Here is a 24,061-nt window from a genome sequence, read left to right as displayed (position 1 = left end):
TAACTAGCATAACGTTATGGTTTTAAACGCTTTAGCTGGCTTTCGTCAAACAGCGATGGATTATCTCGCTACGAATCGCCAAGACATCGCTTTAGATTTTTCTGGAGATTGTTACAGCATCCGCATCCCTGATGAAGATTCTCCTGACGGGAATTGGGTCAGCACACTAAGATTTAGTGATATTGACAATCTGACTTTTGCCTCTTGTAGCTGTCCTGATGGGGATTGTTGCGTTCATTTAATGACCGCATTTTTCTCAGCTTACGATGCTCACGGGTGGTTGCCTCTACATCATAAATTTGACATATCTTTTTGGTATGCATTGTTTTGGAAGTTGTTTGTAGAGGAAGCACAGCTACATGCTGATGGTGATAGACACTATTCTATAACATCTTCTCATGCAACATTAGAGATTTCTGCGTTGTCTCCGGAAGCTTTTACAGAATGGTTGCCTATCATTCATCAAACTCCAGAACCTAAAATTTATACTGAAAAAACTTTCCCTCAGTCTGTTTTGTATCGCATAGCAAAACACTTTTTCTTTTTTTCTGAAGCAGGTGCTCGCCTAGATCTTATTGAAAACAGTCAAGGATTTCCAACGCAGTTTGCAATGCAATGGGAAGGCATCTCTTTGAAAGGAGAAATTTTAGATTTTGCAACTTTAGAAGATCTATTCCCAAAGATTAATTTCTCTCAAACATCTCTTGCAGGGAATTATAATGATTTTTCTATAACAGTAGTACGTGTTGCTCCAGAAGAATCTAAAATATACTTCACCATTGCACCTATTGCACAAGACTATAAAAACCAGTCTATAACTGAAATTGGTTCTATTGGTTATGTAGCAGGCTCCCGACAAGTTATCCTTCCTTCGGAAGAAACCTTCGTTTCTATTTATGTAATATCCTTACTTCCTGAAGCTCTGAAAAAACAAATATTATCCTTGTTGCATTATGATTCTGAAGAACGTCCCATCCGCTACTCTATTTATTTTTTAAGAGATTCTTCTATTTCTTTTTCGGCATATCTAGATACCCCGGGGGATCTGGAAAACGGAAAATTAATTTATCCCGACTTTTGTTATGTTCCCGAAAGAGGATTATTTACAGTAACCGGTCTGCTCTCTCCTCAAATCTCATTCGTTGTTAAAGCAGATCAAGTTGAGGAGTTTTTAGATAATGAAGGTTTATTAATTCGTGAACCAGGATTTGAAGTATTCACCGATCGTATTCCTGAAGGGCAGTTAACGTATAATATTACACAACAAGGTGTTTTACTATTCCATTATAACACTGGTGATCCTGCAGCTATAGATATTCATTATGGTCCTTGGACATACTATTCTGGACAAGGATTCTTCCTACAAAGGAAAGCTGATCTAGAAATTCAGGATGGTTTGATTGTAGAAGCTGATCAAATTCCTAACTTCATTATGAAACATGAAGTCGTTTTAAGAACGATCCCTAATTTCTTTGCTCCTACACCACCTCTGAAGAATCTTTTCTTTGAAGTACATAAAGAAACTAAAGGTTCAGGATTGTATTTAAAACCTGTATTTCAAGGTTTAGAAGAAGAAAATTGCCGACTATTTGGTGTGTTTCTTTATCGCGAAAATCTTGGATTTAACTTACTCCCTACTCCTTTACAATCATTATGCTCCCTACCTAAGAAAATTCCTCCTGAGCAAGTTCCAGAGTTTATAAATCAAAACTTCCATAATGATAAGCTCGTTTTTGCAGATCCTCAACTTTGCCCTCCAGAAACATTTGAGCTTGTCATCTTATCTATAACACGCCCCCATCCCTCATCACCTTTGCATCTACACTTAGAGATCAAAACAAACGTCGGTTCTATCCCGTTGGGGGTTGTGCTACAAGCATTGAAAAATAAAAAAGCTTTTGCTTTTACTAAAGCTGGATTTTTAAGTTTCCAACATTGCCTATTTCAGTTCTTAAAACAATTTATCTCTGCTCAAAAATGTCTAATTTCTGAAAATACTGTGATTGCTACAGTTACTGACATCTTCAAATTAGATGCTTTAGCGCCACTGTCTACTCATGAAAAAGTTAATGCGAGTGCATCCGATCTAACGTTTTTCTCCCAGCTTAAAGCAGCTTGTTTGCCACCTATTCCACAAAGTCTATTTTCCACAGATCATAAACTCCGCCCGTATCAAAATAGCGGCTTGTTATGGTTATGGTTCTTGTATAACCATCGTTTATCTGGACTACTTTGTGATGAAATGGGGTTAGGGAAAACTCACCAAGCCACCGCATTATTAGATATTGTTTTCCAATCTGCAGAACCTACAGAACGACCTAAGTTCCTCGTTGTTTGTCCAACCAGCGTATTGCCTCATTGGGAACACACATTAGCAACACACCTGCCTACAGTAAGTATTTTTGCTTTTCATGGTCCTAATAAACCCGAACACCTTCCTCCTACTGACGTAATTATTACTTCATATGGAACCCTAAGACAAAACTACGCTAAGTTTTACAAGATTTCATTCACGGTAACGGTATTTGATGAAATCCATATGGCAAAAAATAAAAATAGCCAAATTCATAAAATTCTCTGTCGATTAGATTCTCAAATGAAATTGGGATTAACAGGAACTCCTATAGAAAATAACCTTCTTGAATTCAAAGGTCTTTTAGACATCATTCTCCCTAATTATCTCCCATCGGATGCCCTATTTAAGAAGCTATTCACGAAGAAAAATGCTGCGGAAATAGATGATGAGATTATTCCATCACAAGATCTATTACTCAAATTAACTCGGCCTTTTATCCTAAGAAGAACAAAAAAACTTGTTCTTCCAGAGCTTCCTGAAAAAGTAGAATCGATAATTCCTTGTACATTATCTCCAGAACAGAAAAAGCTCTATCTATCTACATTAAAAAGAGAAAAAGCGCAGATTCAACAATTGGAATCTCCAGAAGAACAGACAGTCAACTATCTCCATGTATTTGCCTTATTGAATCATCTCAAACAAATCTGCAACCATCCAGCAATCTTCTTTAAAAATCCTGACAAATACCGAGAACACGAATCTGGAAAATGGGAAGCTTTCGTTCGACTTCTTCACGAGTCATTGTCCTCAGGATATAAGGTTGTTGTCTTTTCTCAATACATTCATATGATTCGTATTATTATGTTATATCTCGAAGAGATTGGCGTAAAATATGCCTCTATTCAAGGAAAATCCTTAAATAGAAAAGAAGAGATAGAATATTTTACTACAGATCCTGAATGTCGTGTATTCGTAGGTTCATTACTTGCTGCGGGGACAGGAATTAACCTTACTGCCGGTAACGTTGTAATCATGTACGATCGCTGGTGGAATCCTGCTAAAGAAAATCAAGCCTTGGATCGTGTTCATAGAATCGGGCAAAAAAATACCGTATTTATCTACAAACTCATGACAGAGGACACGTTAGAAGAACGTATCCACTACCTCATTGAAAAGAAAATCCGCTTACTAGATAAAGTTATCTCTACCCAAGATTCTAATATTCTCCATATGTTAAATAGAGAAGATTTGATCACCATTCTATCGTATAAAGATGAGCGCAACGGAGTGGATGATACAACAGATAGCATTCCCGATGATACGGAAGAGCCTCTTCTTTAAATAGAAGAAGTTAGGGAATATCTTATTCCGAAAGTTTCAAGTAGCCGCGATAAGCAAACACAGCACCAACAATACCGTAAAGGTAGGCTCGGTTTTTAGGCCATGTCAATGTCAACCCAGCATCTGTAGCAAATAAAAGAATGATCAAAGCAAAAGCTAAAAATCCCGCGCCTAAAAATAAGGCAACAAGCGGCCAATGCTGTAACCAGTTCCAATCAGCTTCAGATTGTTCTGTAGGTTTTTGGAAAGTATTTTGATCACTCAGAACAGCTTCCCAATCCTCTGAAGAAACAGCAAAAAGATCTTCAGATTCTCCCTTTGTAGAGCCTTCTGGGAAAGAAATATGGCATGAAGAAAATCCTCCCGAAGCTACCGGAGGATCTTGAAGAAATGCACTGCAGTAGGGGCACTGGGGCATATGCATAGATACGCTACCTTCACACTTCCAACATGTGCGCTGCATCTCTGCTTCTTTAGCAAATGGCATGGCAACCTACCTTCCCAAATTAGGATTTATATAAAAAAACAGAAAGTTTCTTATATGTCGATTTGTACACACTACGACTAATTACAGTACATAACTTAAATTATAATTTCTATTGGGAAAAAATCAATGCTGAAAATTAATCTTTAGATCTAGAATAAGCAAAAAGCTCTTCATGAAATAATATTACGACCTAGCGTCTTAAAAACGATCTTCTTAAGAACTTTTAAATTTCGATACTTATGAGAATTGGGAACAGAATATGAGTACAGATTTTGACTGTGTTGTTATTGGTGCTGGACCTGGGGGTTACGTTGCAGCGATTACTGCAGCGCAACAAGGATTAAAAACCGCAATCATCGAAGAACAACAAGCCGGAGGCACATGTTTAAATCGTGGCTGTATTCCCTCTAAAGCTCTATTAGTAGGTGCGGGCATTGTTTCCCAAATTAAACACGCCAAGCAATTCGGGATAAATATTGATGGTTATTCTGTAGATTATCCTGCAATGGTCCAAAGAAAAAATACTGTCATTAATGGCATACGTCAGGGATTAGAAGGACTCATACGCAGTAATAAAATTACTGTCTTCAACGGCCGAGGCTCTTTAATTTCATCCACTGAGGTAAGAGTTAAAGGTCAAGATACAACAGTTCTCAAAGCTCAACATATTATCATAGCCACAGGATCTGAATCTCGTCCCTTTCCGGGTGTTCCTTTCTCATCCCGCGTCTTATGCTCAACGGGTATTTTAAACCTCACAGAACTTCCTAAAAAGCTCGCTATTATTGGTGGTGGTGTTATCGGTTGTGAATTTGCTTCTCTATTTAATACTTTAGGAGTGGAAATCACTGTCATAGAAGTCGCTGATCAAATTCTTTCCGTAAACAATGCTGATATTTCCAAAACCATGTTGGATAAGTTTTCACGCCAAGGAATTCGTGTGCTTACTAAAGCATCCATTGGACATCTAGAAGATCTTAATGACAGAGTAAAAATCACTGTAAATGATCAGACAGAAGAATACGATTATGTTCTCGTTGCAATCGGACGTCAATTCAACACCACAGACATTGGGTTAGACAATGCTGGAGTGATTCGCAATGAGCGTGGTATTATTCCTGTAGATGAGACTATGAGAACCAATGTTACGAATATCTTTGCTATTGGAGATGTCACAGGAAAATGGTTACTTGCTCACGTTGCCTCCCATCAGGGAATTGTTGCAGGTAGAAATGCTGCGGGTCATAACGAAGTTATGGATTATTCAGCAGTCCCCGCAGTAATTTTTACCTTCCCAGAAGTTGCTATGGTAGGGCTTTCTTTAGAAGCCGCTCAACAACAAAGTATTCCTGCAAAACTCACCAAGTTTCCTTTTAAAGCTATTGGCAAGGCTGTAGCTATGGCAGAAGCTGATGGGTTTGCAGCTATTATTAGCCACGAAACTACACAACAGATTCTCGGTGCTTATGTGGTAGGCCCTCATGCAGCATCATTAATAGCAGAGATGACGTTGGCAGTACGTAATGAGCTCACTCTACCTTGTATCTATGAAACTATCCATGCTCATCCAACTCTTGCTGAAGTTTGGGCTGAAAGTGCTCTATTAGCAACAAACCATCCTCTACATTTACCTCCTCCAAGACTATGAATGAAGTTCCCGATGAAACACAAAAACCTCAACAAGGTAAACGTTTCGCCGAGCGTCTTCCCAAATGGCTAAGGCAAGTTTTACCTAAAGGTTCAGTCTTTGCCCATACGGATGCTACTATAAAGCGTACGGGAATGGCTACAGTCTGCGAAGAGGCCTTATGCCCTAACCGCACACGCTGCTGGTCAAGAAAGACAGCAACGTATCTAGCTTTAGGAGATGCATGCACTAGACGTTGCGGTTTCTGTAATATTGACTTCACGAAAAAACCCATACCTCCTGACCCTGAAGAACCTCAAAAAATTGCAGAATCAGCAAAAATTCTTCAGCTTAAGCACATTGTTTTAACTATGGTAGCTCGCGATGATTTAGAGGACGGTGGCGCAAGTTGCTTAGTTCGTATTATTGATACCCTACATCAGGAACTTCCCGAATCTACTGTAGAAATGCTAGCCTCAGATTTTCAAGGAAATGTTGATGCTTTGCATACATTGTTAGATTCAGGATTAACTATTTATAATCATAACGTGGAAACTGTTGAACGATTAACACCCGTAGTACGGCATAAAGCAACATATCGCAGATCTTTATTTATGTTAGAGCAGGCAGCTCTGTATCTCCCTGATCTTAAAATCAAATCAGGAATTATGGTCGGACTTGGAGAACAAGAAAGTGAAGTAAAACAAACATTAAAAGATCTTGCAAATCACGGAGTCAAGATCGTCACTATAGGACAATATCTGCGTCCTTCTAGATTACACATACCAGTAAAAAGCTATGTCACCCCCGAAACCTTTGATTACTACCGCACAATGGGAGAGTCTTTAGGACTCTTTGTTTATGCAGGACCTTTTGTTCGCTCTAGTTTCAATGCTGACATCGTTTTACATGACCTCGAAAATAAACAATCTGAAGTAGCAAAAATTCCAAACTAATCTACATTTTCGTGCCCATTTTTTTTAAAGCAGCTTTATTTATAAACGTCTTTTTTAGATCTAAACTTGTATAACTATAACGTTATATAAAAGAGTTTTTACCATCTCATGTTGATAGAAATCAAAAACATATTTATTGTTTAATGTTCACGATTGGCACTAATCCCCCCTTTTGTTATGGTGAGTAAAAAGGTATGCGTGGGTTATGTTTCGTAGTTCTATTTCTTGGTGCTTATTCTTTGTAATGACCTTATTTTGCTGTACAAGTTGTAACAGCAGATCGCTAATCGTTCACGGGCTTCCAGGAAGAGAAGCTAATGAGATTGTCGTTCTTCTTGTTAGCAAAGGAGTCGCTGCACAAAAGCAACCACAGGCTGCAGCTTCTACAGGAGGAGCCTCCGCTGAACAACTATGGGATATTGCCGTTCCCGCTGCACAAATTACCGAAGCTTTAGCAATTTTAAATCAAGCTGGTCTTCCTCGCATGAAGGGGACGAGTCTCTTAGACCTATTCGCCAAGCAAGGTCTTGTTCCATCAGAAATGCAAGAAAAGATCCGTTATCAAGAAGGTCTTTCTGAGCAGATGGCTTCTACTATTAGAAAGATGGATGGAATTGTAGATGCTAGCGTACAAATTTCTTTCACAACAGAAGCTGAAGACAATCTTCCTTTAACTGCCTCCGTTTACATCAAACATCGTGGAGTTTTAGATAATCCAAATAGCATCATGGTTTCTAAAATTAAACGCTTGGTCGCCAGTGCTGTTCCAGGTCTTTCTACAGAAAACGTTTCCGTTATTAGTGATCGCGCTTCTTATAGTGATATTACTATTAATGGTCCTTGGGGACTATCCGATGAAATTGATTATGTCTCCGTATGGGGAATCATCTTAGCGAAATCTTCATTAGGTAAGTTCCGTCTCATCTTTTATTTCTTAATACTTACCTTATTCGTTATCTCTTGTGGGTTACTTTGGGTAATTTGGAAAACACATACATTGATTCTTTCCTTAGGTGGAGCTAAAGGTTTCTTCGATCCTTCTCCATATTCTAAAGTTGCCCTAGAAGCTAAGAAACCTGAAGAAGGTGCTGGAGAGAAAAAAGAAGGACAACCAACGCAACCTAATCAAGAGGAAGCAGAAGGTCCTAAAGACAATGCACCAGAGGCATCAGAAGGAAACGAAGAAAATGAGGATGTCTAGTGACCGCCAATACTTTTGGAACTTTAAACATCTTAATGAAGTATTCCAAAGAGGATGATCTCGCAAATTTTCTTCCGGAAAATCTCTTAGTTACGCCCTCACACCATGAGGATATTCCTCTAAGTTCTTTATCTTTTACCATGTGCTGGTTGGCAACAATTCATCCCTCATGGATTAGCGTAGCTATTAAAGACTTCCCAGAAGTCATACAAAGCCAATTACTTTCTTGGTTGCCAGACTCTTTAATTCAGGAATTAACTCCACTTCTTCCAAAGATTTCCATTGCGAAGCAACGTTGTTCTAATTTCGGAGCCTTCTACCTATTAGATATGTTGAGCAAAAAAATCCGTCCTCCAGGAATTACTGAAGAGATATTTCTTCCACCTTCACCGTTCAATGCTATGCTGTATTACTCAGGAACGACGAAGATGACATTGATTAATTGTTTAGGATTATTCGCTATAGCAAAAGAACTAAGAAATATTGTTGATAAAGTGATTATCGATCGTGTACATAAGGTCCTCTCTCCTACGGAACAACTGTTTCTATCTTATTGCCAATCACATCCTATGAAACATCTCGAAACAACTGAATTTTTAGTTTCTTGGGATAGCGATAATGATTTCCGTAATTTTATTCATAAACAAGGTTTACAGTTTCTTGCTGTAGCATTAGCAAAAGAAGATGCCTCCTTCCTTTGGTATTTTCTACGTAGGTTGGATATCGGCCGGGGATATATTTTTGAACAAGCTCTACGAAAATCCTATGAACACCCCCATAGTGACTATTTTAAGAGCCAGTTAGAATTATGTATTAAGATCTTAGTACAATAAGATCTCTACAACTCAGAGCATGAAATAAAATATAAAGATACTTTCTTTTTTCTCCTTGCGTATGAGTCGATTGTTAATAATAAGGAATTAAAACAACAACAAGAAGGAGCAGCGTTTCCTCCCTAAACTTTAAGAAATCTCAGGGTTTTCTACGCTGTCAAATAGATGAAGTTTTTTAGTTTAATTTTTAAACATGATGAAGTCGCACCGAACAAAAAAATCCTTTCTCCTGAGGCTTTTTCAGCTCTGCTTGATGCTAAAGAACTCCTAGACAAAACAAAAGAAGATAGCGAATCTTACACTAATGAAACAAAACAAGAATGCGAAGTACTTCGTAAAGAAGCTAAAGATCAAGGATTCAAAGAAGGCAGTGAACAATGGAGTTCTCAGCTTGCTTATTTAGAAAAAGAAACCCATGATCTTCGTAATAAAGTTAAGGAAGCACTTGTTCCTTTAGCAATTGCTAGTGTCAAAAAGATTCTCGGTAAAGAATTAGAAATTCATCCTGATGCGATAGTTTCTATCATTGCCAAAGCATTAAAAGAGCTTACGCAACATAAAAAAATTATTATTCACGTAAATCCAAAAGATCTTCCAATTGTTGAGCAAAATCGTCCTGAGTTGAAGAAAATTGTCGAGTATGCTGACACTCTAATCATTGCCCCTAAAGCTGATGTTACCCAAGGGGGTTGTGTTATAGAGACAGAAGCTGGTATTGTAAATGCTCAATTAGATGTACAATTAGCTGCTTTAGAAAAAGCGTTCTCTACTATACTAAAACAACAAAATCCTGTAGATGAACCTCAACCTAAGCAACAAGCACCTGTAGATGAAGCTCAGGGCAAGCAAGAATAAAGGTATTTGACATCATGCGTTTCATTTTTCGTACTTTCCTTTGTATGTTTATCTTGAGCGCACCGTGGTGTTTTGCAGATACCTACGAGTCGTCTTGCTCTTCTCGTTGTAATCCTCCTACATCTACAGAATTATCGATAGCTACTCAACAACCTGAGGTGAAGAAAACTTACCCTCAGCCGACTTTCCGAGAAAGAGTAACTGCTAATGATGTGCTCCCTCAAGAACATCTGTCTGAAGGGAGTTTTTCAGATACCTATCCGGATCTGACAACACAAGCAATTATCTTAATTTTCTTAGCATTATCACCTTTCCTTGTGATGTTGCTAACATCATACTTAAAAATTATCATTACTCTTGTTCTATTAAGGAACGCTTTGGGTGTTCAACAAACACCTCCCAGCCAGGTCCTTAATGGTATAGCATTGATTCTTTCTATTTACGTGATGTTTCCTACAGGAGTTGCTATGTACAACGATGCTAGGAAAGAGATACAAGGGAATGCTATTCCTCGAGATTTATTCTCTGCAGAAGGAGCTGAAACTGTTTTCGTAGCATTAAATAAATCTAAAGAACCTTTGCGATCTTTTTTAATACGTAATACACCAAAAGCTCAGATCCAAAGTTTCTATAAGATTTCTCAGAAAACATTTCCTCAAGAGATCCGTGAGCATATGACGGCCTCGGATTTCGTGATTATTATTCCTGCTTTTATTATGGGGCAGATTAAAAATGCTTTTGAAATTGGCGTTCTAATTTACCTACCGTTTTTTGTGATCGACCTAGTCACAGCGAACGTTCTGGTAGCTATGCAAATGATGATGCTTTCCCCATTATCTATTTCGCTACCATTAAAATTACTTCTTGTTGTGATGGTGGATGGTTGGACATTATTACTTCAAGGTCTCATGATTAGCTTTAAATAGGGATATGCCGTGATAGCACTTGCCGCAAGCTTTAAATCTATGCTCTTTGAGTATTCATATCAGTCATTGTTACTGATTTTGATTATCTCTGCGCCTCCTATTATCCTTGCCTCTATTGTTGGTATCATGGTCGCGATTTTCCAAGCCGCAACGCAAATCCAAGAGCAAACATTCGCTTTTGCTATTAAACTCGTTGTTATTTTTGGTACCTTGATGATTTCCGGAGGATGGCTAAGCAATATGATTTTCCGTTTTGCCTCTCAGATCTTCCAAAACTTTTATAAATGGAAATAAACAGCTATGGCAATCTCTTTACCAGAGCTTGTTTCTGTTTTTGGTTCTTCATATCTTGATTATATTTTGCAAAAGCCTCCTGCCTACGTCTGGAGCGTTTTTTTGCTTCTTTTATCCCGATTACTTCCCATATTTGCTATTGTTCCCTTCCTGGGAGGTAAGTTATTCCCAGCACCTATTAAAATAGGTATTGCGCTTTCTTGGGTGGCCATTATTTTCCCTAAGGTATTGATGAGCACTCATATTGCAAACTATCTAGATGATGATGTGTTCTATATCCTCATTGTCAAAGAGCTTTGCATAGGCACCTTAATTGGTTTTATCCTGTCTTTCCCTTTCTATGCTGCCCAATCTGCAGGATCGTTTATTACCAACCAACAGGGTATTCAGGGTTTAGAAGGAGCAACATCACTGATCTCCATTGAGCAAACTTCTCCTCATGGAATCTTTTATCATTACTTTGTAACTATAGTTTTCTGGCTTTCTGGAGGACATAGAATTGTTTTAACACTCTTACTACAGTCTCTGGAAATAATTCCTATTCATAAGTTTCTCCCTATGGAGATGATGTCTTTAGATGCACCGATTTGGATTACGCTAATCAAAATGTGTCAGCTATGTCTTATTATGACTATCCAACTCAGTGCCCCAGCAGCAGTAGCCATGCTCATGTCTGATCTATTCTTAGGAATTATTAATAGAATGGCTCCACAAGTGCAGGTTATTTATCTTCTTTCTGCCTTGAAAGCCTTTATGGGTTTATTATTCTTAACTCTTGCTTGGTGGTTCATAGTCAAGCAAATTGACTATTTCACTTTAGCGTGGTTTAAGGAAGCTCCCATCATGCTTTTAGGATCGAGCCCTAAAGTTCTATAGGAAAAGAACTTTCTCAAATAAGGCTAGTTTTAGAAAAAATAGAAATACAGCGGGAAAAAGCTACCTACATTAAGCAGCTTTTTTCGCTAAAGTTCCTCTAGATTATAGAGGTTTTTGAGAAGAGTCATTGCTCTTGTTGTCTTTGTTATCTCCAAGTAAAACAAGAATCAAACATAAGACTAAAAACGATAGTGTAAAAGGGAAGACGTTCAAAAGAAAAAATAGCAGTAAACCGCAAAGAAGAGCGTTCTTTGCGGGGCCGTTCTTCGCATAGTAGCTTTGAAGATTTTTCAAAACAGTACGGATCTCGGGATAGAAACCTAGCACCACACCACAAGCGACGAATAAGCCTCCAACCCACGATACAAAATCAGTAATAATACCAACTAGGACTAGTGCTCCACTAATGGCTTCGCGAGCGTGATGAGAAAAGAACCTCTTCATTCTTCCCACTTTAGGATTGGCATGCAAATCCTTCACCTTACGCTTCAAAGACTCAAACTGAGAGGACGACTCTTTTGAAGAAGAGTTTTCTTTTGGTGTCTCATCTGCCATGGCCTTACCTTTAAAAAATCTTTTTTTATTTAAAAATACTTATAATAGACAATTATCAAAAAAAATATTTAAAGATAAATAAGAAATTTTTAATTATAATTTACTACTCTTTGGAGAACAGCGACATCGAGAAACAGCTCCTGTTTCTGGATCAATAAGATAAATGTAATCCCCGGCACTTCCTAGTGTAAAGTCGAAGATCTTTTTATTCAGCAGTGGGAGCAGGTCATACTGAGAGAGAAGAACCTGGGTTTTATCTCTTAATTCCATACGAAAATCCGTTCGCGTTTTAAACAGTTCTAAAGCTGCCGCTTCTCCGTGCTCTTGAATAGATTGTTCTTGACGTTTCACACTTTCCCAAATTCCCCCGCGAAAAGTTTCTAGTTCTTGACATGCAACTGGATGATCTACAATAGCTTCCAAAAGCAAGGAGTCAGCAAATACCAGATTTACCTTAATTAAACCTTGAGACTTCTCTTCATAATGAAGAAAGTTTAAAAGAGATTGGGTTTTTTTAGAGCCGCGCAACATTATGTAAAGAGTATCCGCTTCTTGAGAGGGAAGGGTGAGAGTCTCAATAACATCAGCGCCGAACTTTTTCCCCCCCTCTAGAATTTCTGCTCTTTTACTTAGCAAAGCTTCGGTAATCGCATATTCAGATCCTGGTGGTACGCATCCGGTATCTACATAAACACGTTTTAAGAGGCGCACAAATATTGCATGCCAAGAGGCTGCGTCTGCATAATGTTCCGGAGATTCTTGCATGAGAGCATAGAGGTTAAATCGAGAGTTATTTGGTGGTCGTGAAAATGGTACTTTTAGAAGACGATATTTACGTTTTTTCTTAGTAGCTACCTTTGCTGTCTTTTTTGGAGAAACAATTTCTTCATCTTTAGAAATCTTCTCTACGGCGGAAATCTTTTTAGATTTTTCCTGATACTCGACTTCAGCACATGCTGAACGCTGTGCTGTAAAGAGATTCTCATTACTTTCAATAATCCTAGAGCATACGCAACGCTTTCTCGCATTTACAGCATCAAAAGATACCATCGAAATTAAGGAGGTCAAGCATAATAAAGTAAAAATGTAAGACTGCATAGCTATTTCCCCAACGCGAATTGATATGACAGCATCCGCTCATTACCTTCAGGGAAACTCCTATGAATTACTATCAATAATCTCGCTGGAAGCCCTTGATCCCCTGTGTTCCTCTGAGGAACAATATCGACTTTCGAGACGTTATCTAAAAGTAATGCAGTTTCTACCTTAGTATGATTTCGTAAACTGCGTATTTGCAATTCTAACCTACCCTGACTTTGATGATAGTATAGAGAGCCGGCAACTTCTCCAGCAAGGTCAGGATCTCGATACACACCTCGATCAAAAATTACCGTGCACAAAGCTCCAGGAATCTCTTCAATACGCGATGTCGAACAAAATGCCGTTCGCAATTTCTTATAGGCGTAGTTTTCCTGTAAAAAAGTTTTATAGGCACGCTCGTCACGTCTGCTAGAGCAAAACATTTGCCTTTGCCAAAACCCCAAAACACTAAAAAGCAGGGCGAATAGGGTTATGGATACTAAAACTTCCATAAGGAGGAAGGATTGTTTCCTTTTCTTCGAGGATGTTATATTACTACGCATACGCTTCTTTGCACGGATGTTGTATATTTTTGATTAGGGAAAATCTCTATGACAACATCTGCAAAACATGCTTTTACAATGTTAGCCTCTATACGCACTCCCTTACGAATATCCATAGAATATACATAGGGAACACGAATTTCATTTCCTCGACTCGTATAAACAACACAGGAAAGCTCTCCAGAACCCGATGTTGGAAAATTTCCATTGAGCATTTGCTCCCGCATGCTATCTTCAACAGCAAAAAAACAATTATCAATCACAGCGGGCAACTGTAAGTTAACAATATCGTCTTCAAAAGACCTACGAACGCCGCAATAAAAACGGATGCAGGGCATTAGCACTAGACAAACTAATGATAATGACAGCAATACCTCTATCAGCAGAAAATTCCGCTTTGATCTTTTTTTATGGAGCGTCATAGGAATCTTTACCCACGCTTACTATTTGTTCCGGCGGCTCTCTGTGAAAAAACTATCAAATCATCACCCTGATCATTGAGTTTCACAACAATATCTTCTCCCCAAGCATCTTTTAATAATTTTTTTCCGTCTTTGCACCATGCGGCTCCTTCAAGAACAGACTCCTTCTGATCTACGATCTCTCTTAGAGATGCCCCTCCGGTTGCATACTCCATCATTAGGATGTCGTAGACTTTGGCACAATTTTGCTCTGATTGAAAAACCTTCCCTTTTTGAATGCTACCACGCATATTAAAAGCTAAAGCTCCTCCAACAATACCGATCAGTGTGATAACAACCATCATCTCGATTAATGTGATGGATTGTTTACGTTTTTGTTTTTTCATAACTTTTGCCCTGTTTGTTCTATAAAATTTGAATGTTGCTGGTTAACGGAATAAGTATTGCCAACATAATAATTCCTATAATTCCTCCAAGAAACACAAGGATAACCGGTTGGCACCACGAGGTTATCCAGGTTAGTGTTTTTTGGGTATCTTCATTATAAATATGAGCGACATGCCCCAATACATCAGCAAGCTCTCCAGATTCTTCTCCTAAAGAGACCATACCCAATGCTAATTTCGGCACCCAAGGTCGTTTTGCTAATTCTTTACTTAATGAGCTTCCCTCGATAACAGCGTGGATTATTTGTGTCATATCTTCACGCAACATATCGTATGGGACTGCTCCACAGCCTAGTTCTAAACCTTCTATCAGCGTCCCTCCGCCACGAAGAATTGCTGAAACTACTGAACAAAACCTGCTAAATCCTAATTTGATAAAGAATTTCTTCACGCCAGGAATTGAAAATAGGGTTTTTTCAAACCATTTTTTCCAAAAGGGTTTGCGTCGTGTAGTAACTATACTTGCTATCCCAGCTCCTAATGTTGCAAGAAGAAGATACTTATACTTACAAACAAAATCGCTAAGACCAAACACTATAGAAGTAAGTGTATTAGGCTCCATATTCTCAAATGTCTCTTTTAAAGAGGGAATTACTCCTGTGAGAAAAAAGAGAATTACAGCTACAGAAAACACAAGTAAAACTATTGGGTAACTAAGAGCTGCCATAAGCTTTTTAGACATTTGCTCACGCTCTTCTAAAACAGCAATAATGTTTTGCAAACACCCTTCTAAATTCCCTACACTTTCTCCGGCGAGAACAGCGCTGCGATAAAAATTATCAAAAATATCGGGATATGCTGCCATTGCCTGTGATAGGGAGCCTCCCGAACGTAAATTTTCCATGAATGCCGTCAATAATCCTGACATTCCCTGTCCCTGATATTGATCTCGAAGGGAAGACAGGCTTTCATATAGAGGTAATCCAGAACGAAGAAGAAGAAGCATCTGCTTTGAAAAGATGATTAACTCACTATTTTTTATTCGTACACGACCCGGGGACACTTCGCGAATAGAGAGCAACTGTACTCCTTGTTGGGCGAGCTTTTCTCTTGCTTCTTGAATATGTAATGCTTCTAGCCAGTCTTGTTTACGTCGTTCTTTTGCGTTGAGGTAGGTATAGCGATATCGTGGCATATCTTTATCCCCTCCTTAGTCATACCGTTTCGTAACGCGGAATATTTCTGCTAATGTTGTATCTCCTGACAACGCTAAAGCAACTCCGTGTTGTAGTAATGGACGAAACCCCTTCTGTTCAGCGTGTTCTCGCAATACATGATAAGGTTTATGCATGGCGATTTCAGAACGTAAAGCTGTATCAGGATGTAGGAATTCATAAATTCCCTGACGTCCTTTATACCCTGAACGGAAACAATGAGAACATCCCTCTCCACGGTATAGCGCTACATCGGGATCTTGACCTATAGATTTTAAGAATACCCGTTCTTGAACATCTGCTGTGCATTGCTGCTTACAGTGAGGACATATTTTTCTTACTAATCTTTGAGCAACAACGCCAATGATTGTTGCTGATAATAAATAAGGCTCTACCCCCATATCTAAAAGACGGGGAATTGCAGAAACTGCATCATTAGTATGCAGCGTGCTTACAACAAGGTGCCCTGTTAGCGCTGCCTGTATGGCAATTTCTGCTGTTTCTTGATCGCGAATTTCTCCAACCATTAAAACATCCGGATCCTGACGTAATAAATGTCTTAGACCACGGGCAAACGACAAACCAATCTTTGGTTTCACAGCAATTTGAGCTATTCCAGACAGTTTATACTCAGGGGGATCTTCTATTGTCATAATATTAGTAAAAGGTCCTGAAAGATGTTGAATAACACTATAGAGTGTTGTTGTTTTTCCACTTCCGGTAGGACCCGTTACTAAAAGTATCCCTTCAGGAACTGCAATTACCTCTTTAAAAGAATTTTCAATATCTTTAGGCATTTGCAACCCGGAGATATCTAAAATCACATTACGCTTATCTAAAATCCTAAGAACAACACGTTCGCCATAGATTACAGGAACAGTGCTTACACGCATATCAATTTCCTGACCACCTATTTGGATTTTTATTCTTCCATCTTGAGGGAGGCGATGTTCCGCTATGTCCATCTTCGCTAAAACTTTAATCCTAGTGATTAATGCTGAACGTAGATGTGCTGGTGGAGAATGACGATCATGCAAAACCCCGTCTATACGGTAGCGTATGCGTAAAGCATCTTCTAAAGGTTCAAAATGAATATCCGAGGTACGTTCTTCAATAGCCTCTTTTAAAATCAGGTTTAAAAAACGCACGACGGGAACAGAGTCCGTACTTTCTAAAAGATCTTCCTCTTCATTTATTTGAGCAGAGTCTCCTTCTTTCATGCTTAACAGCATATCAGAGGCTTTGCCCTCTAAATTAGAGTAGATCTTTTGTAAACTCTGTAAAATGTCTGTCTCATCTTTAAGAACAAAAAGTACGGGCTTTTTTATAAGCAGCTGCACTTCATCTTTCGCCATGAGTGACGTAATCTTCGCATAAGCTATCGTTACACTATTTTCCTGCTCTTTTAACGGCAACAAACAATGTTTCTTTAGAAAGCTATAGGGCAGAGCACTTAAAAGCTCTTGAGATAGTACAGTTTTACCGCCCATCATACTCTAGCCCCTCTAATTGAGACGCTGGTAGTTCTATGGCGGAAATCAGTTCTAATTTTTTATGTGCTGCTTTTGCAGCCTCTTCTCCAGCGAATAGTGCTTTACGAAATTCAGCGTTTTCTCCAGGACGCGAAGAAAGAATAGCTTCTTCATGACGCTCTTTTTTCTCTACAGGATTATCTAGAATTTTCGGAGTGATAAACACAAACATTTCTGTTTGACTATCCGACGTAGAGTTCATCCCAAACAACTTCCCTACGCCGGGAATCTCCCCGAGGAAAGGAATACCATCTTGAGAATCAGAGGCATGCTTACAACGTAAACCTCCGATAATTACCGTCTCTCCATCAGGAATACGGACCTTATTTGTGATATTACGTCGAGTAACATCAGGACGCTCATTAGTATTTTTCCCTGTAGTGTCAAAGGTAATATCCGTCTCTAGGGTAATGTAGCTTTTCCCGTCTTCCTCGCCTACATTAATTACGGGAAGCATTTTAATCATAATTCCGTATTGGGCACGATTATACTGGGCTTTCTCCTTATCCGCGGAAACTGCTATCGACATTTCTTCCACAATTGCAATTCTTGCGGGAGTTTGGTTCATTGTCACCACAGAAGGACTTGCATTTATGCGTATATCTTCTTGAGCCATTAAAAATTGATAAGCAAGGTCGTAGCCGGGAATCAAAGAAGATCCGGTACTTCCTTTAAATAAAAATTCTAAGATCCCTGAACTGGTCCAAGAGACTGCCGCGGATGTTTTCTTACAGACCTCTTCTCCAAGTCTTAAAAGATTCAATCCCGCCTTACGTTGGTTAGAAAGCTTTCTTTCAAATAACAAAACTTCGATGCGAACCATCTTCTTAGGTACATCGAGTTTTTTTAATAACATCTTAATTCTAGGTATAGCTTCTTTCTCTACAACCATGATCAAGGTGCCTGTCTTAGAATCTGCTATGAAATTCCCATATTTTACAGAACCTTCCTTAGCAGTTCCTACCGAAGATGTATCGATATGTATCGTAGAGGCAGCTTCTCTTAACATAGTTTCAGAAGAAGCAAGCGAACTACCTTCTTTACCCGCAAAAACATCATGCACTTGTGATAATAATACCGCGAGTTCTTGAGGATCAGAGTGCTTCACACTATACCAAAAGACGGTTTTGTCTGTGGGATTCTCAATCCCCTCCTCAAGATCTTTAATCAAATCAATTGCTTGATGAACTAAAGTAGCCGTACCACTTAAAAATAAAGAGCGCCCTTGATGTTGTAGAGGAACAACTTTAAGACCAAGGTTTTCATCATCTCCCTCTTTAGTAATATCTTCTCGAAAAGCTGCCTTAAGAATAGAGATCATTTCCGAAGCTTCTATCTTAGTTAAAGGGACAACGCGATATTCCTGGCGAACGCTATCTTCTTGGATGAAATCGTAAATTTTAAGAAGCTCGCTAATTTCCCCGACAGAACCGAACACCCATAATTTCCCTCCAAAAAGATCAATATGCGTGGTATCAAGGTTGGCAAATTTTCTTAAGATATGCTGATCTGCGCGAACGTCGATATTCTTCGAGTTTAGTACATAACCAATATAGGAAGTTGAGGGAAGTAAATCTAAATCCTTTCTAGAAGAAAAAACTCCGGCAACCCCGCAACTCTCTTTGTGGGTTGTATAGAGCTCTTTAATCCACGGGCTTACCTGACGCACGCCAATACCAAGACGTGTTAGCAATTGCGTAAGACACTCTTCAAAACCTTCTTTGGGAACAGTAAATTTTGATAACGCTGAGACCTTAATTGATCCGATATCTTGGGGCACTAAATAAACAACGTTATCTTCACCATAATCAGAAACTAAATTATAAATTGTCGTCTCGGGATGATGCCACAAGGCATAGTCATCAGGATTTTCTCCTCTTTCGCGAATCTCTGCCGACCAAAGATTTTCTATATGCTTAATTTGCTTCTTAACCTCTGACAGCTTACTTAGAAGCTCTTTCCACCGCGCCTCATCTTCACAGCCTGACGCTCGCAGGGCTGCAGCCTCTTCATAAAGAGTTTTTAGCTGAAGATTACACTCCTTCATATCTGCATTAAATGAAGCCAGGCCCGGGGAACTATCTATAAAATCTCTGGATTTTTCTAAGGATGCGGCTTTTTCCGAAATAGTCAAAGCTAGAGCAGGTGTGCAACATGCAAGTCCTGACAATCCAAAGAAATAAACTAAAGGGTTACGCAAAAAACGCATTTATGATCCCCCACGATTGGTTCCCTCGCTACCTACAAGCGGTTGTCGTCCTGGATGCACCTCTTCTTTAGAAGAAGAGGATCCAAAATCAAAACCCTGTTTCAATGGCAGCGTCACAGATTCTACTAACGTCCTTTGTGCATTAAATACGTGAGCACGAACGACAAACTCTCTAGAATCTTTTTCTAATTTATCAAAAACCAATAATGGCCCTTGAGTCTTTCCTGAAAGGTAGTCCTCCAACTGTTCTTTGCGAGAAATTTTCTCCCAAGTTTTTCCGGTGTAGACTACCCAATCATCGGGAGAAAGGATCATCCTTTGTCCCCCAGCTTGTATAATAGGACGAGACCAGGAACGCATCCCAATAAATTCAAATTCCTTAACGATCTCAGTAATTTCTATAGGAGAACTCATGGTTTTTACCAAACTCATGGACTGGTGGGAGGTTCCCCCCACGTTCCATAACTCTATCACCATGACTTTTTCGTCTATTTTCTTAACTTCTAATAGAGGTGCCTGAGAACTCTCTCCTCGAAATTCCCCACAAGTCTGCCAGCAATTTCCATCCCAAAGCAAAATATCCCCAACAGCGAGATAACGGCTGTAATTCTCGTCAGATAGCGAGACAAAATCCACTCGCTCCTTAACAGCTTTATCAGCATAATCCGATCCACCATGCATCAAAAGGAACTTATCACTGCCTATACGACGAATCTTTTGTTTCACAGGGAAACTCGCATCTATACGAATACCACCAATTTCCCAAGATTCCAATCCTTTAGCGGGAGCGGTTAAAAATAAGGTTTCTCTCTCTTTTGGAGATACAACCAGCTCCTTATTTACGCTCATTAAACGCACTTTTACTTCTATACGGTTATCCATACTCAAAGGACGACATTCCAACCACAGCTCCGTGGGCTTTCCTTCGGGACTAAAAGTAAATACCCCTCCCTCAGGAGAGGAAACAACCTGTAAATATATTTTTTCATTAACGCCAGCCACACAGGAATCCTTAGAAGTAGCTAGCTCTAAAAAAAATTTGCCTCCAAGAGCATCAGGACGCTTATTGCTCCCTAAAAATATAAGTTCTTGTCTAAGATCCGGCAGTCTTTCCCTAAGCTCTGGAAACTCTAAAGACCAAATCCCTGAAGAAACGTTCTGAGCCATAGGGAACGTCTTTTGTTTCCCGTTCGAACCGTCAAAATTCAAAGAAATACTATAAAGATTTTCTAAGTGATTCGGGGCTCCACACACCATCCAGAGTAAGGCAGCGATACTTATCAGACTGTATCCGATCGAAAAAAGCTGGTGCATATTAGAAACAAACTAAAAATAAAGTTATAAGATAACCGATTAGAGAAAAAAAATCAATTTATACAAACAAAAGTAACAGTGTTTAACATTAAAAAATAATTAAACAAAGAGAGAATACTTTTATAAGAAAACTAACTCCGTAGATACGGGTCGATCGGTTAAACTAAAATTTTTATTACCATCTATCAACACCGTATCTTCGATACGTATGCCTCCAATTCCTGGAAAATAAACTCCAGGTTCAACAGTAACTGTCATTCCAGTTTCTAAGGTAGTTGCGCCAGATTTTGGAGAAAGCTGAGGATATTCATGAATATTCCTTCCTACACCGTGTCCTACGCCGTGGCAAAAATATTCTTCGATTTCGTATTTTCGTAATATGCGTGCAGCCTCTTCATGAATATCTAGACATAAAGCTCCGGCACAACACAATTTCATAGCAGCTTGCTGAGCTTTTACAACCGCGGGATAACTTTCAACAAGACGTGTATCAGGACGACCCCATGCCACTGTCCGTGTCATATCCGAACAATAGCCCTGATATAGAACTCCTATATCAATAAGTACGATATCCCCTTTGCGTAACGCCCTGTCTGTAGGCACTGCATGAGGAAAGGCAGAATGATGACCAAAAGCCACAATTGGAGAAAATGAAGGCCCTTCAGCACCGGCTTTTGCCCAAAATACACGAAGTAGGCGCACAACTTCTTGTTCTGTTATACCCTCTTGTAATACCGAAAGAACATGATCATATCCTTCGGAACCTAAAGCGGCTGCTTGACGCATTTTTTCTATTTCATCTGCGGATTTTATGCTACGCAACTTCTCTGTAAATAATGTTGTAGGCACCCAAGAGCAGGAAGCATTTTCTCTTTCTTGGTATCTATGATACGAGGTGTGAAGACTATCGAAACCTAGAGTTTGATAAGCTGTTGTTTCAAGATAGGGGAGAAGAAATTCTGCTATATTTCTATCACAAAATATAAGAGAGGGGCCTTGAAGATCTGCGTAAAGGTCTTTATCCATACGATAGACAAAGAAAACCACCTCATCTTTACCTATGAGAAGCGTTCCTGTGGTTACTTTATCTCCGAGAAAATACGCAAGATCCTCGCTTCTTTCTACCACAAATCCATCTATACTATAATCTGTAAGAGCTGCTTGTGCTCTAGCCACACGATCTTGGAACATAATTTACTCCTTAATAAAATCCTCGTCTAAAATTAATCGACGTATTTGTGTACCGTCAAATGCTTTTTCAGGTTTACCTAATTGCCAGAGCAAAGACAGCCAAGAAATATCGAATGTCCGCAATGTTTTACAAAACATGGCCCCTGTTAGAGTTTCCTTAATTAAAAGAGCCATGGATCTTTTATCAACTTTGGCGTGACCTTCTTGCGCTAAAGAAAGTATCCAGGATTTTAACTCTTCTTCACCCACAAATGTGGGAGCACTTTCAATCGCGAATACACAGGGACCCATTTGAGAGATTTCTATTCCTAACTGTTTAAATTCCTCAATATGAGTGGACAGGAAAGCACGCTCTTGAGGGGTGATTTCTAAACATAGAGGAACTAAAAAAGACTGACTTTTATAATTATGTTGTTGGCTATCCACCAAAGACAAGTAAAATAAATGTTTTCTAGCAGCTTCTGTAAAAATAGCATGAACGCCTTCCGAGTCCTCTGCAAGAACTATTTTCCCTAAAGAAGTTAAAAAACGCACTTCTTGAGAAACTCCCCAGGTAATTTCCGTTTGTTTATCCGTAGGCATAGGATCTTGTTCTCTATCCAAGAAAGGAAGAGAATCGAAGGAAGATGATGTTAATTCTACTACCGGCAAAGAAACAGGGTTGAGAGGTTCTTCTGAAGTAGTCTCAAAACATGGCTCCTCAAAGAAACGTAGCGCAGGCAAAGCAAATGTTGTTTTATCAAAAACAGGTACTGCTTGAGGACGTGCTAATACCTCTCCTACTGCCTCTGAAAGAAATTCTCCAACAAACTCCTCTCTAAGAATCCTTACTTCTGTTTTTTGAGGATGGACATTAAAATCGCACCATTCTGGGGGCAGATAAAGTTTCAAAACAAAAACAGGATATCTTTGTGGAGGTAAAAGCATTGAGTAGGCCTCACTTATCTTTTTTGATATAAACATGGAGTCTACGGGACGATCATTGATAAATACCCTTTGGCCTAATCGTGTAGGCCTATGAAAGCCTGGTGAACCTAGAAAACCTACAACACGCGTAAGATTACCTCCCTTATCCACGCGTAAAGCTTCCTGCATGAAACCATCTCCCATCACAAAAGCAACCCTCTCAGAGAAATCCTGATGTTTCAGAATATGAAATTCCTGCTGTCTTTCACTTATCCATGACCAGCCCACATTCTCCACAGATAAGATCCTATTCTCCAAAAGCTTTCTCATAGCTATACGATCGGTTTGAGGACTTTTCTGAAACCCCCGACGCACAGGAACATTGTAAAATAACGAGTCTATAGAAATCGTAGTCCCTAGCTGACGAGGCTTAGCTTCAGATAGAATAACCTCCCCTCCGTGAATGATTGTCCTAGAACCCTCTCCTACTATGGGGCAAGAAAGGATCTCCATTTTAGAGATAGAAGCGATTGCAGGAAGAGCTTCTCCACGAAAGCCAAAACTTGACAAAGAAAAAACATCAGAAAACTCGCCTATCTTTGAGGTAGCGTGACGCTTAAGAGCAAGAGTAACATCTTCGGAGCTCATCCCACAGCCATTGTCTTTTACAACAATTAAGCCCTGTCCTCCTCCTAGAGTTTCCACTTCTATTTCATTAGCCCCAGCATCTAAGGCATTCTCCACCAACTCTTTAACAACAGATATGGAGTTTTCGATTACCTCTCCTGCAGCTATCTGATTGATAGTGATCGTATCGAGTAGTTGAATAGGATTTCTTGAACTCATAGCAAATTCTAATCAAGGATCTTGCGAAAGCAAAAAGTAAAATACCCAAAAACTAATGTCAAGAAACCTAATTTTTATAATCTCCAAGCCTTGGAATAAGAACTACTTACAGAATAATTATTTATAAAGATCACAAATTACATTAAATTAA

General features: G+C 39.2%; 21 protein-coding genes. 9 read left to right on the top strand and 12 right to left on the bottom strand.

The annotated features are described in order from the left end of the window. Nucleotides 1-16 precede the first annotated feature (16 nt). The gene (locus O1W70_RS03365) at nucleotides 17-3,637 is read left to right on the top strand and encodes a DEAD/DEAH box helicase (RefSeq protein WP_332380936.1); all 3,621 of its coding nucleotides are present in this window, start codon (nucleotides 17-19) and stop codon (nucleotides 3,635-3,637) included. A gap of 22 nt (nucleotides 3,638-3,659) precedes the next feature. Here O1W70_RS03365 and O1W70_RS03360 read toward each other — a convergent pair whose 3' ends face one another. Further along, nucleotides 3,660-4,124 carry a phage holin family protein gene (locus O1W70_RS03360; protein WP_332380934.1) on the bottom strand — a complete coding sequence of 155 codons (465 nt, stop codon included), beginning with the start codon at nucleotides 4,122-4,124 and terminating at the stop codon, nucleotides 3,660-3,662. A gap of 259 nt (nucleotides 4,125-4,383) precedes the next feature. Between O1W70_RS03360 and lpdA the strand changes: the two genes are divergently transcribed. From lpdA to O1W70_RS03320, 8 genes are all read left to right on the top strand, one after another. Then, nucleotides 4,384-5,772 carry a dihydrolipoyl dehydrogenase gene (gene lpdA / locus O1W70_RS03355; protein WP_332380932.1) on the top strand — a complete coding sequence of 463 codons (1,389 nt, stop codon included), beginning with the start codon at nucleotides 4,384-4,386 and terminating at the stop codon, nucleotides 5,770-5,772. Beyond that, on the top strand, nucleotides 5,769-6,707 hold the full coding sequence (lipA, locus tag O1W70_RS03350) for a lipoyl synthase (RefSeq protein ID WP_332380930.1): 939 nt from the start codon (nucleotides 5,769-5,771) through the stop codon (nucleotides 6,705-6,707). The genes lpdA and lipA overlap by 4 nt, the downstream gene beginning before the upstream one ends. A 205-nt stretch (nucleotides 6,708-6,912) precedes the next feature. Then, nucleotides 6,913-7,908 (top strand): type III secretion system inner membrane ring lipoprotein SctJ, encoded by a 996-nt coding sequence (sctJ, locus tag O1W70_RS03345; RefSeq protein ID WP_332380928.1) that lies wholly within the window; start codon nucleotides 6,913-6,915, stop codon nucleotides 7,906-7,908. Then, nucleotides 7,908-8,741: a hypothetical protein gene (locus O1W70_RS03340; protein WP_332380927.1), complete on the top strand. Its 834-nt coding sequence runs from the start codon at nucleotides 7,908-7,910 to the stop codon at nucleotides 8,739-8,741. The genes sctJ and O1W70_RS03340 overlap by 1 nt, the downstream gene beginning before the upstream one ends. Nucleotides 8,742-8,906: 165 nt before the next feature. Continuing rightward, nucleotides 8,907-9,596: an HrpE/YscL family type III secretion apparatus protein gene (locus tag O1W70_RS03335; protein WP_332380925.1), complete on the top strand. Its 690-nt coding sequence runs from the start codon at nucleotides 8,907-8,909 to the stop codon at nucleotides 9,594-9,596. A gap of 14 nt (nucleotides 9,597-9,610) precedes the next feature. Next, nucleotides 9,611-10,522, top strand: coding sequence for a type III secretion system export apparatus subunit SctR (sctR, locus tag O1W70_RS03330; RefSeq protein ID WP_332380924.1), 912 nt, complete (start codon nucleotides 9,611-9,613; stop codon nucleotides 10,520-10,522). Between the two features lie 9 nt (nucleotides 10,523-10,531). Then, nucleotides 10,532-10,816, top strand: a complete 285-nt coding sequence (gene sctS / locus O1W70_RS03325) for a type III secretion system export apparatus subunit SctS (RefSeq protein WP_006343598.1) — start codon at nucleotides 10,532-10,534, stop codon at nucleotides 10,814-10,816. A gap of 6 nt (nucleotides 10,817-10,822) precedes the next feature. Further along, nucleotides 10,823-11,692 (top strand): EscT/YscT/HrcT family type III secretion system export apparatus protein, encoded by an 870-nt coding sequence (locus O1W70_RS03320; RefSeq protein ID WP_213241768.1) that lies wholly within the window; start codon nucleotides 10,823-10,825, stop codon nucleotides 11,690-11,692. Between the two features lie 102 nt (nucleotides 11,693-11,794). Here the strand turns inward: O1W70_RS03320 and O1W70_RS03315 are convergent, their stop codons facing one another. The 11 genes from O1W70_RS03315 to mutL form a co-directional block, all read right to left on the bottom strand. Continuing rightward, complete coding sequence (locus O1W70_RS03315) at nucleotides 11,795-12,247, bottom strand: hypothetical protein (protein ID WP_213241770.1); 453 nt, start codon at nucleotides 12,245-12,247, stop codon at nucleotides 11,795-11,797. A 93-nt stretch (nucleotides 12,248-12,340) separates the two neighbouring features. Continuing rightward, the gene (locus O1W70_RS03310; RefSeq protein WP_332380922.1) at nucleotides 12,341-13,345 is read right to left on the bottom strand and encodes a hypothetical protein; all 1,005 of its coding nucleotides are present in this window, start codon (nucleotides 13,343-13,345) and stop codon (nucleotides 12,341-12,343) included. Nucleotides 13,346-13,347: 2 nt separating this feature from the next. Next, nucleotides 13,348-13,890 (bottom strand): DUF1494 domain-containing protein, encoded by a 543-nt coding sequence (locus O1W70_RS03305; protein WP_375797190.1) that lies wholly within the window; start codon nucleotides 13,888-13,890, stop codon nucleotides 13,348-13,350. Next, the gene (locus O1W70_RS03300) at nucleotides 13,875-14,312 is read right to left on the bottom strand and encodes a type II secretion system protein (protein WP_332380921.1); all 438 of its coding nucleotides are present in this window, start codon (nucleotides 14,310-14,312) and stop codon (nucleotides 13,875-13,877) included. The genes O1W70_RS03305 and O1W70_RS03300 overlap by 16 nt, the downstream gene beginning before the upstream one ends. Nucleotides 14,313-14,320: 8 nt before the next feature. Next, nucleotides 14,321-14,698, bottom strand: a complete 378-nt coding sequence (locus tag O1W70_RS03295) for a type II secretion system protein (protein ID WP_332380920.1) — start codon at nucleotides 14,696-14,698, stop codon at nucleotides 14,321-14,323. Nucleotides 14,699-14,717: 19 nt separating this feature from the next. After that, nucleotides 14,718-15,893, bottom strand: a complete 1,176-nt coding sequence (locus O1W70_RS03290) for a type II secretion system F family protein (protein WP_332380918.1) — start codon at nucleotides 15,891-15,893, stop codon at nucleotides 14,718-14,720. A 15-nt stretch (nucleotides 15,894-15,908) separates the two neighbouring features. Beyond that, a complete protein-coding gene (locus O1W70_RS03285; protein WP_375797189.1) occupies nucleotides 15,909-17,405 on the bottom strand; it encodes a GspE/PulE family protein in 1,497 nt (498 codons plus the stop codon). Next, the gene (locus O1W70_RS03280) at nucleotides 17,392-19,653 is read right to left on the bottom strand and encodes a type II secretion system protein GspD (RefSeq protein WP_332380917.1); all 2,262 of its coding nucleotides are present in this window, start codon (nucleotides 19,651-19,653) and stop codon (nucleotides 17,392-17,394) included. Before O1W70_RS03280 ends, O1W70_RS03285 begins: the two co-directional genes overlap by 14 nt. Further along, nucleotides 19,654-20,967, bottom strand: coding sequence for a hypothetical protein (locus O1W70_RS03275; RefSeq protein ID WP_375797188.1), 1,314 nt, complete (start codon nucleotides 20,965-20,967; stop codon nucleotides 19,654-19,656). Nucleotides 20,968-21,087: 120 nt separating this feature from the next. Further along, nucleotides 21,088-22,158: a Xaa-Pro peptidase family protein gene (locus O1W70_RS03270; RefSeq protein WP_332380915.1), complete on the bottom strand. Its 1,071-nt coding sequence runs from the start codon at nucleotides 22,156-22,158 to the stop codon at nucleotides 21,088-21,090. A 3-nt stretch (nucleotides 22,159-22,161) separates the two neighbouring features. After that, on the bottom strand, nucleotides 22,162-23,910 hold the full coding sequence (gene mutL / locus O1W70_RS03265) for a DNA mismatch repair endonuclease MutL (RefSeq protein ID WP_332380913.1): 1,749 nt from the start codon (nucleotides 23,908-23,910) through the stop codon (nucleotides 22,162-22,164). Between the last annotated feature and the right edge of the window lie 151 nt (nucleotides 23,911-24,061).

Origin of the sequence: Chlamydia sp. 16-02, assembly GCF_042235055.1 — a bacterium.
Taxonomy (GTDB): Bacteria; Chlamydiota; Chlamydiia; order Chlamydiales; family Chlamydiaceae; genus Chlamydia.
This window is presented reverse-complemented; position numbering and strand designations above follow the sequence as displayed.

Bases quoted from the DNA above. Each gene is read 5' to 3' on its own strand.
- O1W70_RS03365 (WP_332380936.1), top strand. From the start codon at position 17: ATGGTTTTAAACGCTTTAGCTGGCTTTCGTCAAACAGCGATGGATTAT.
- O1W70_RS03360 (WP_332380934.1), bottom strand. From the start codon at position 4,124: ATGCCATTTGCTAAAGAAGCAGAGATGCAGCGCACATGTTGGAAGTGT.
- lpdA (WP_332380932.1), top strand. From the start codon at position 4,384: ATGAGTACAGATTTTGACTGTGTTGTTATTGGTGCTGGACCTGGGGGT.
- lipA (WP_332380930.1), top strand. From the start codon at position 5,769: ATGAATGAAGTTCCCGATGAAACACAAAAACCTCAACAAGGTAAACGT.
- sctJ (WP_332380928.1), top strand. From the start codon at position 6,913: ATGTTTCGTAGTTCTATTTCTTGGTGCTTATTCTTTGTAATGACCTTA.
- O1W70_RS03335 (WP_332380925.1), top strand. From the start codon at position 8,907: ATGAAGTTTTTTAGTTTAATTTTTAAACATGATGAAGTCGCACCGAAC.
- sctR (WP_332380924.1), top strand. From the start codon at position 9,611: ATGCGTTTCATTTTTCGTACTTTCCTTTGTATGTTTATCTTGAGCGCA.
- O1W70_RS03320 (WP_213241768.1), top strand. From the start codon at position 10,823: ATGGCAATCTCTTTACCAGAGCTTGTTTCTGTTTTTGGTTCTTCATAT.
- O1W70_RS03315 (WP_213241770.1), bottom strand. From the start codon at position 12,247: ATGGCAGATGAGACACCAAAAGAAAACTCTTCTTCAAAAGAGTCGTCC.
- O1W70_RS03310 (WP_332380922.1), bottom strand. From the start codon at position 13,345: ATGCAGTCTTACATTTTTACTTTATTATGCTTGACCTCCTTAATTTCG.
- O1W70_RS03305 (WP_375797190.1), bottom strand. From the start codon at position 13,890: ATGCGTAGTAATATAACATCCTCGAAGAAAAGGAAACAATCCTTCCTC.
- O1W70_RS03300 (WP_332380921.1), bottom strand. From the start codon at position 14,312: ATGACGCTCCATAAAAAAAGATCAAAGCGGAATTTTCTGCTGATAGAG.
- O1W70_RS03295 (WP_332380920.1), bottom strand. From the start codon at position 14,698: ATGAAAAAACAAAAACGTAAACAATCCATCACATTAATCGAGATGATG.
- O1W70_RS03290 (WP_332380918.1), bottom strand. From the start codon at position 15,893: ATGCCACGATATCGCTATACCTACCTCAACGCAAAAGAACGACGTAAA.
- O1W70_RS03285 (WP_375797189.1), bottom strand. From the start codon at position 17,405: ATGATGGGCGGTAAAACTGTACTATCTCAAGAGCTTTTAAGTGCTCTG.
- O1W70_RS03280 (WP_332380917.1), bottom strand. From the start codon at position 19,653: ATGCGTTTTTTGCGTAACCCTTTAGTTTATTTCTTTGGATTGTCAGGA.
- O1W70_RS03275 (WP_375797188.1), bottom strand. From the start codon at position 20,967: ATGCACCAGCTTTTTTCGATCGGATACAGTCTGATAAGTATCGCTGCC.
- O1W70_RS03270 (WP_332380915.1), bottom strand. From the start codon at position 22,158: ATGTTCCAAGATCGTGTGGCTAGAGCACAAGCAGCTCTTACAGATTAT.
- mutL (WP_332380913.1), bottom strand. From the start codon at position 23,910: ATGAGTTCAAGAAATCCTATTCAACTACTCGATACGATCACTATCAAT.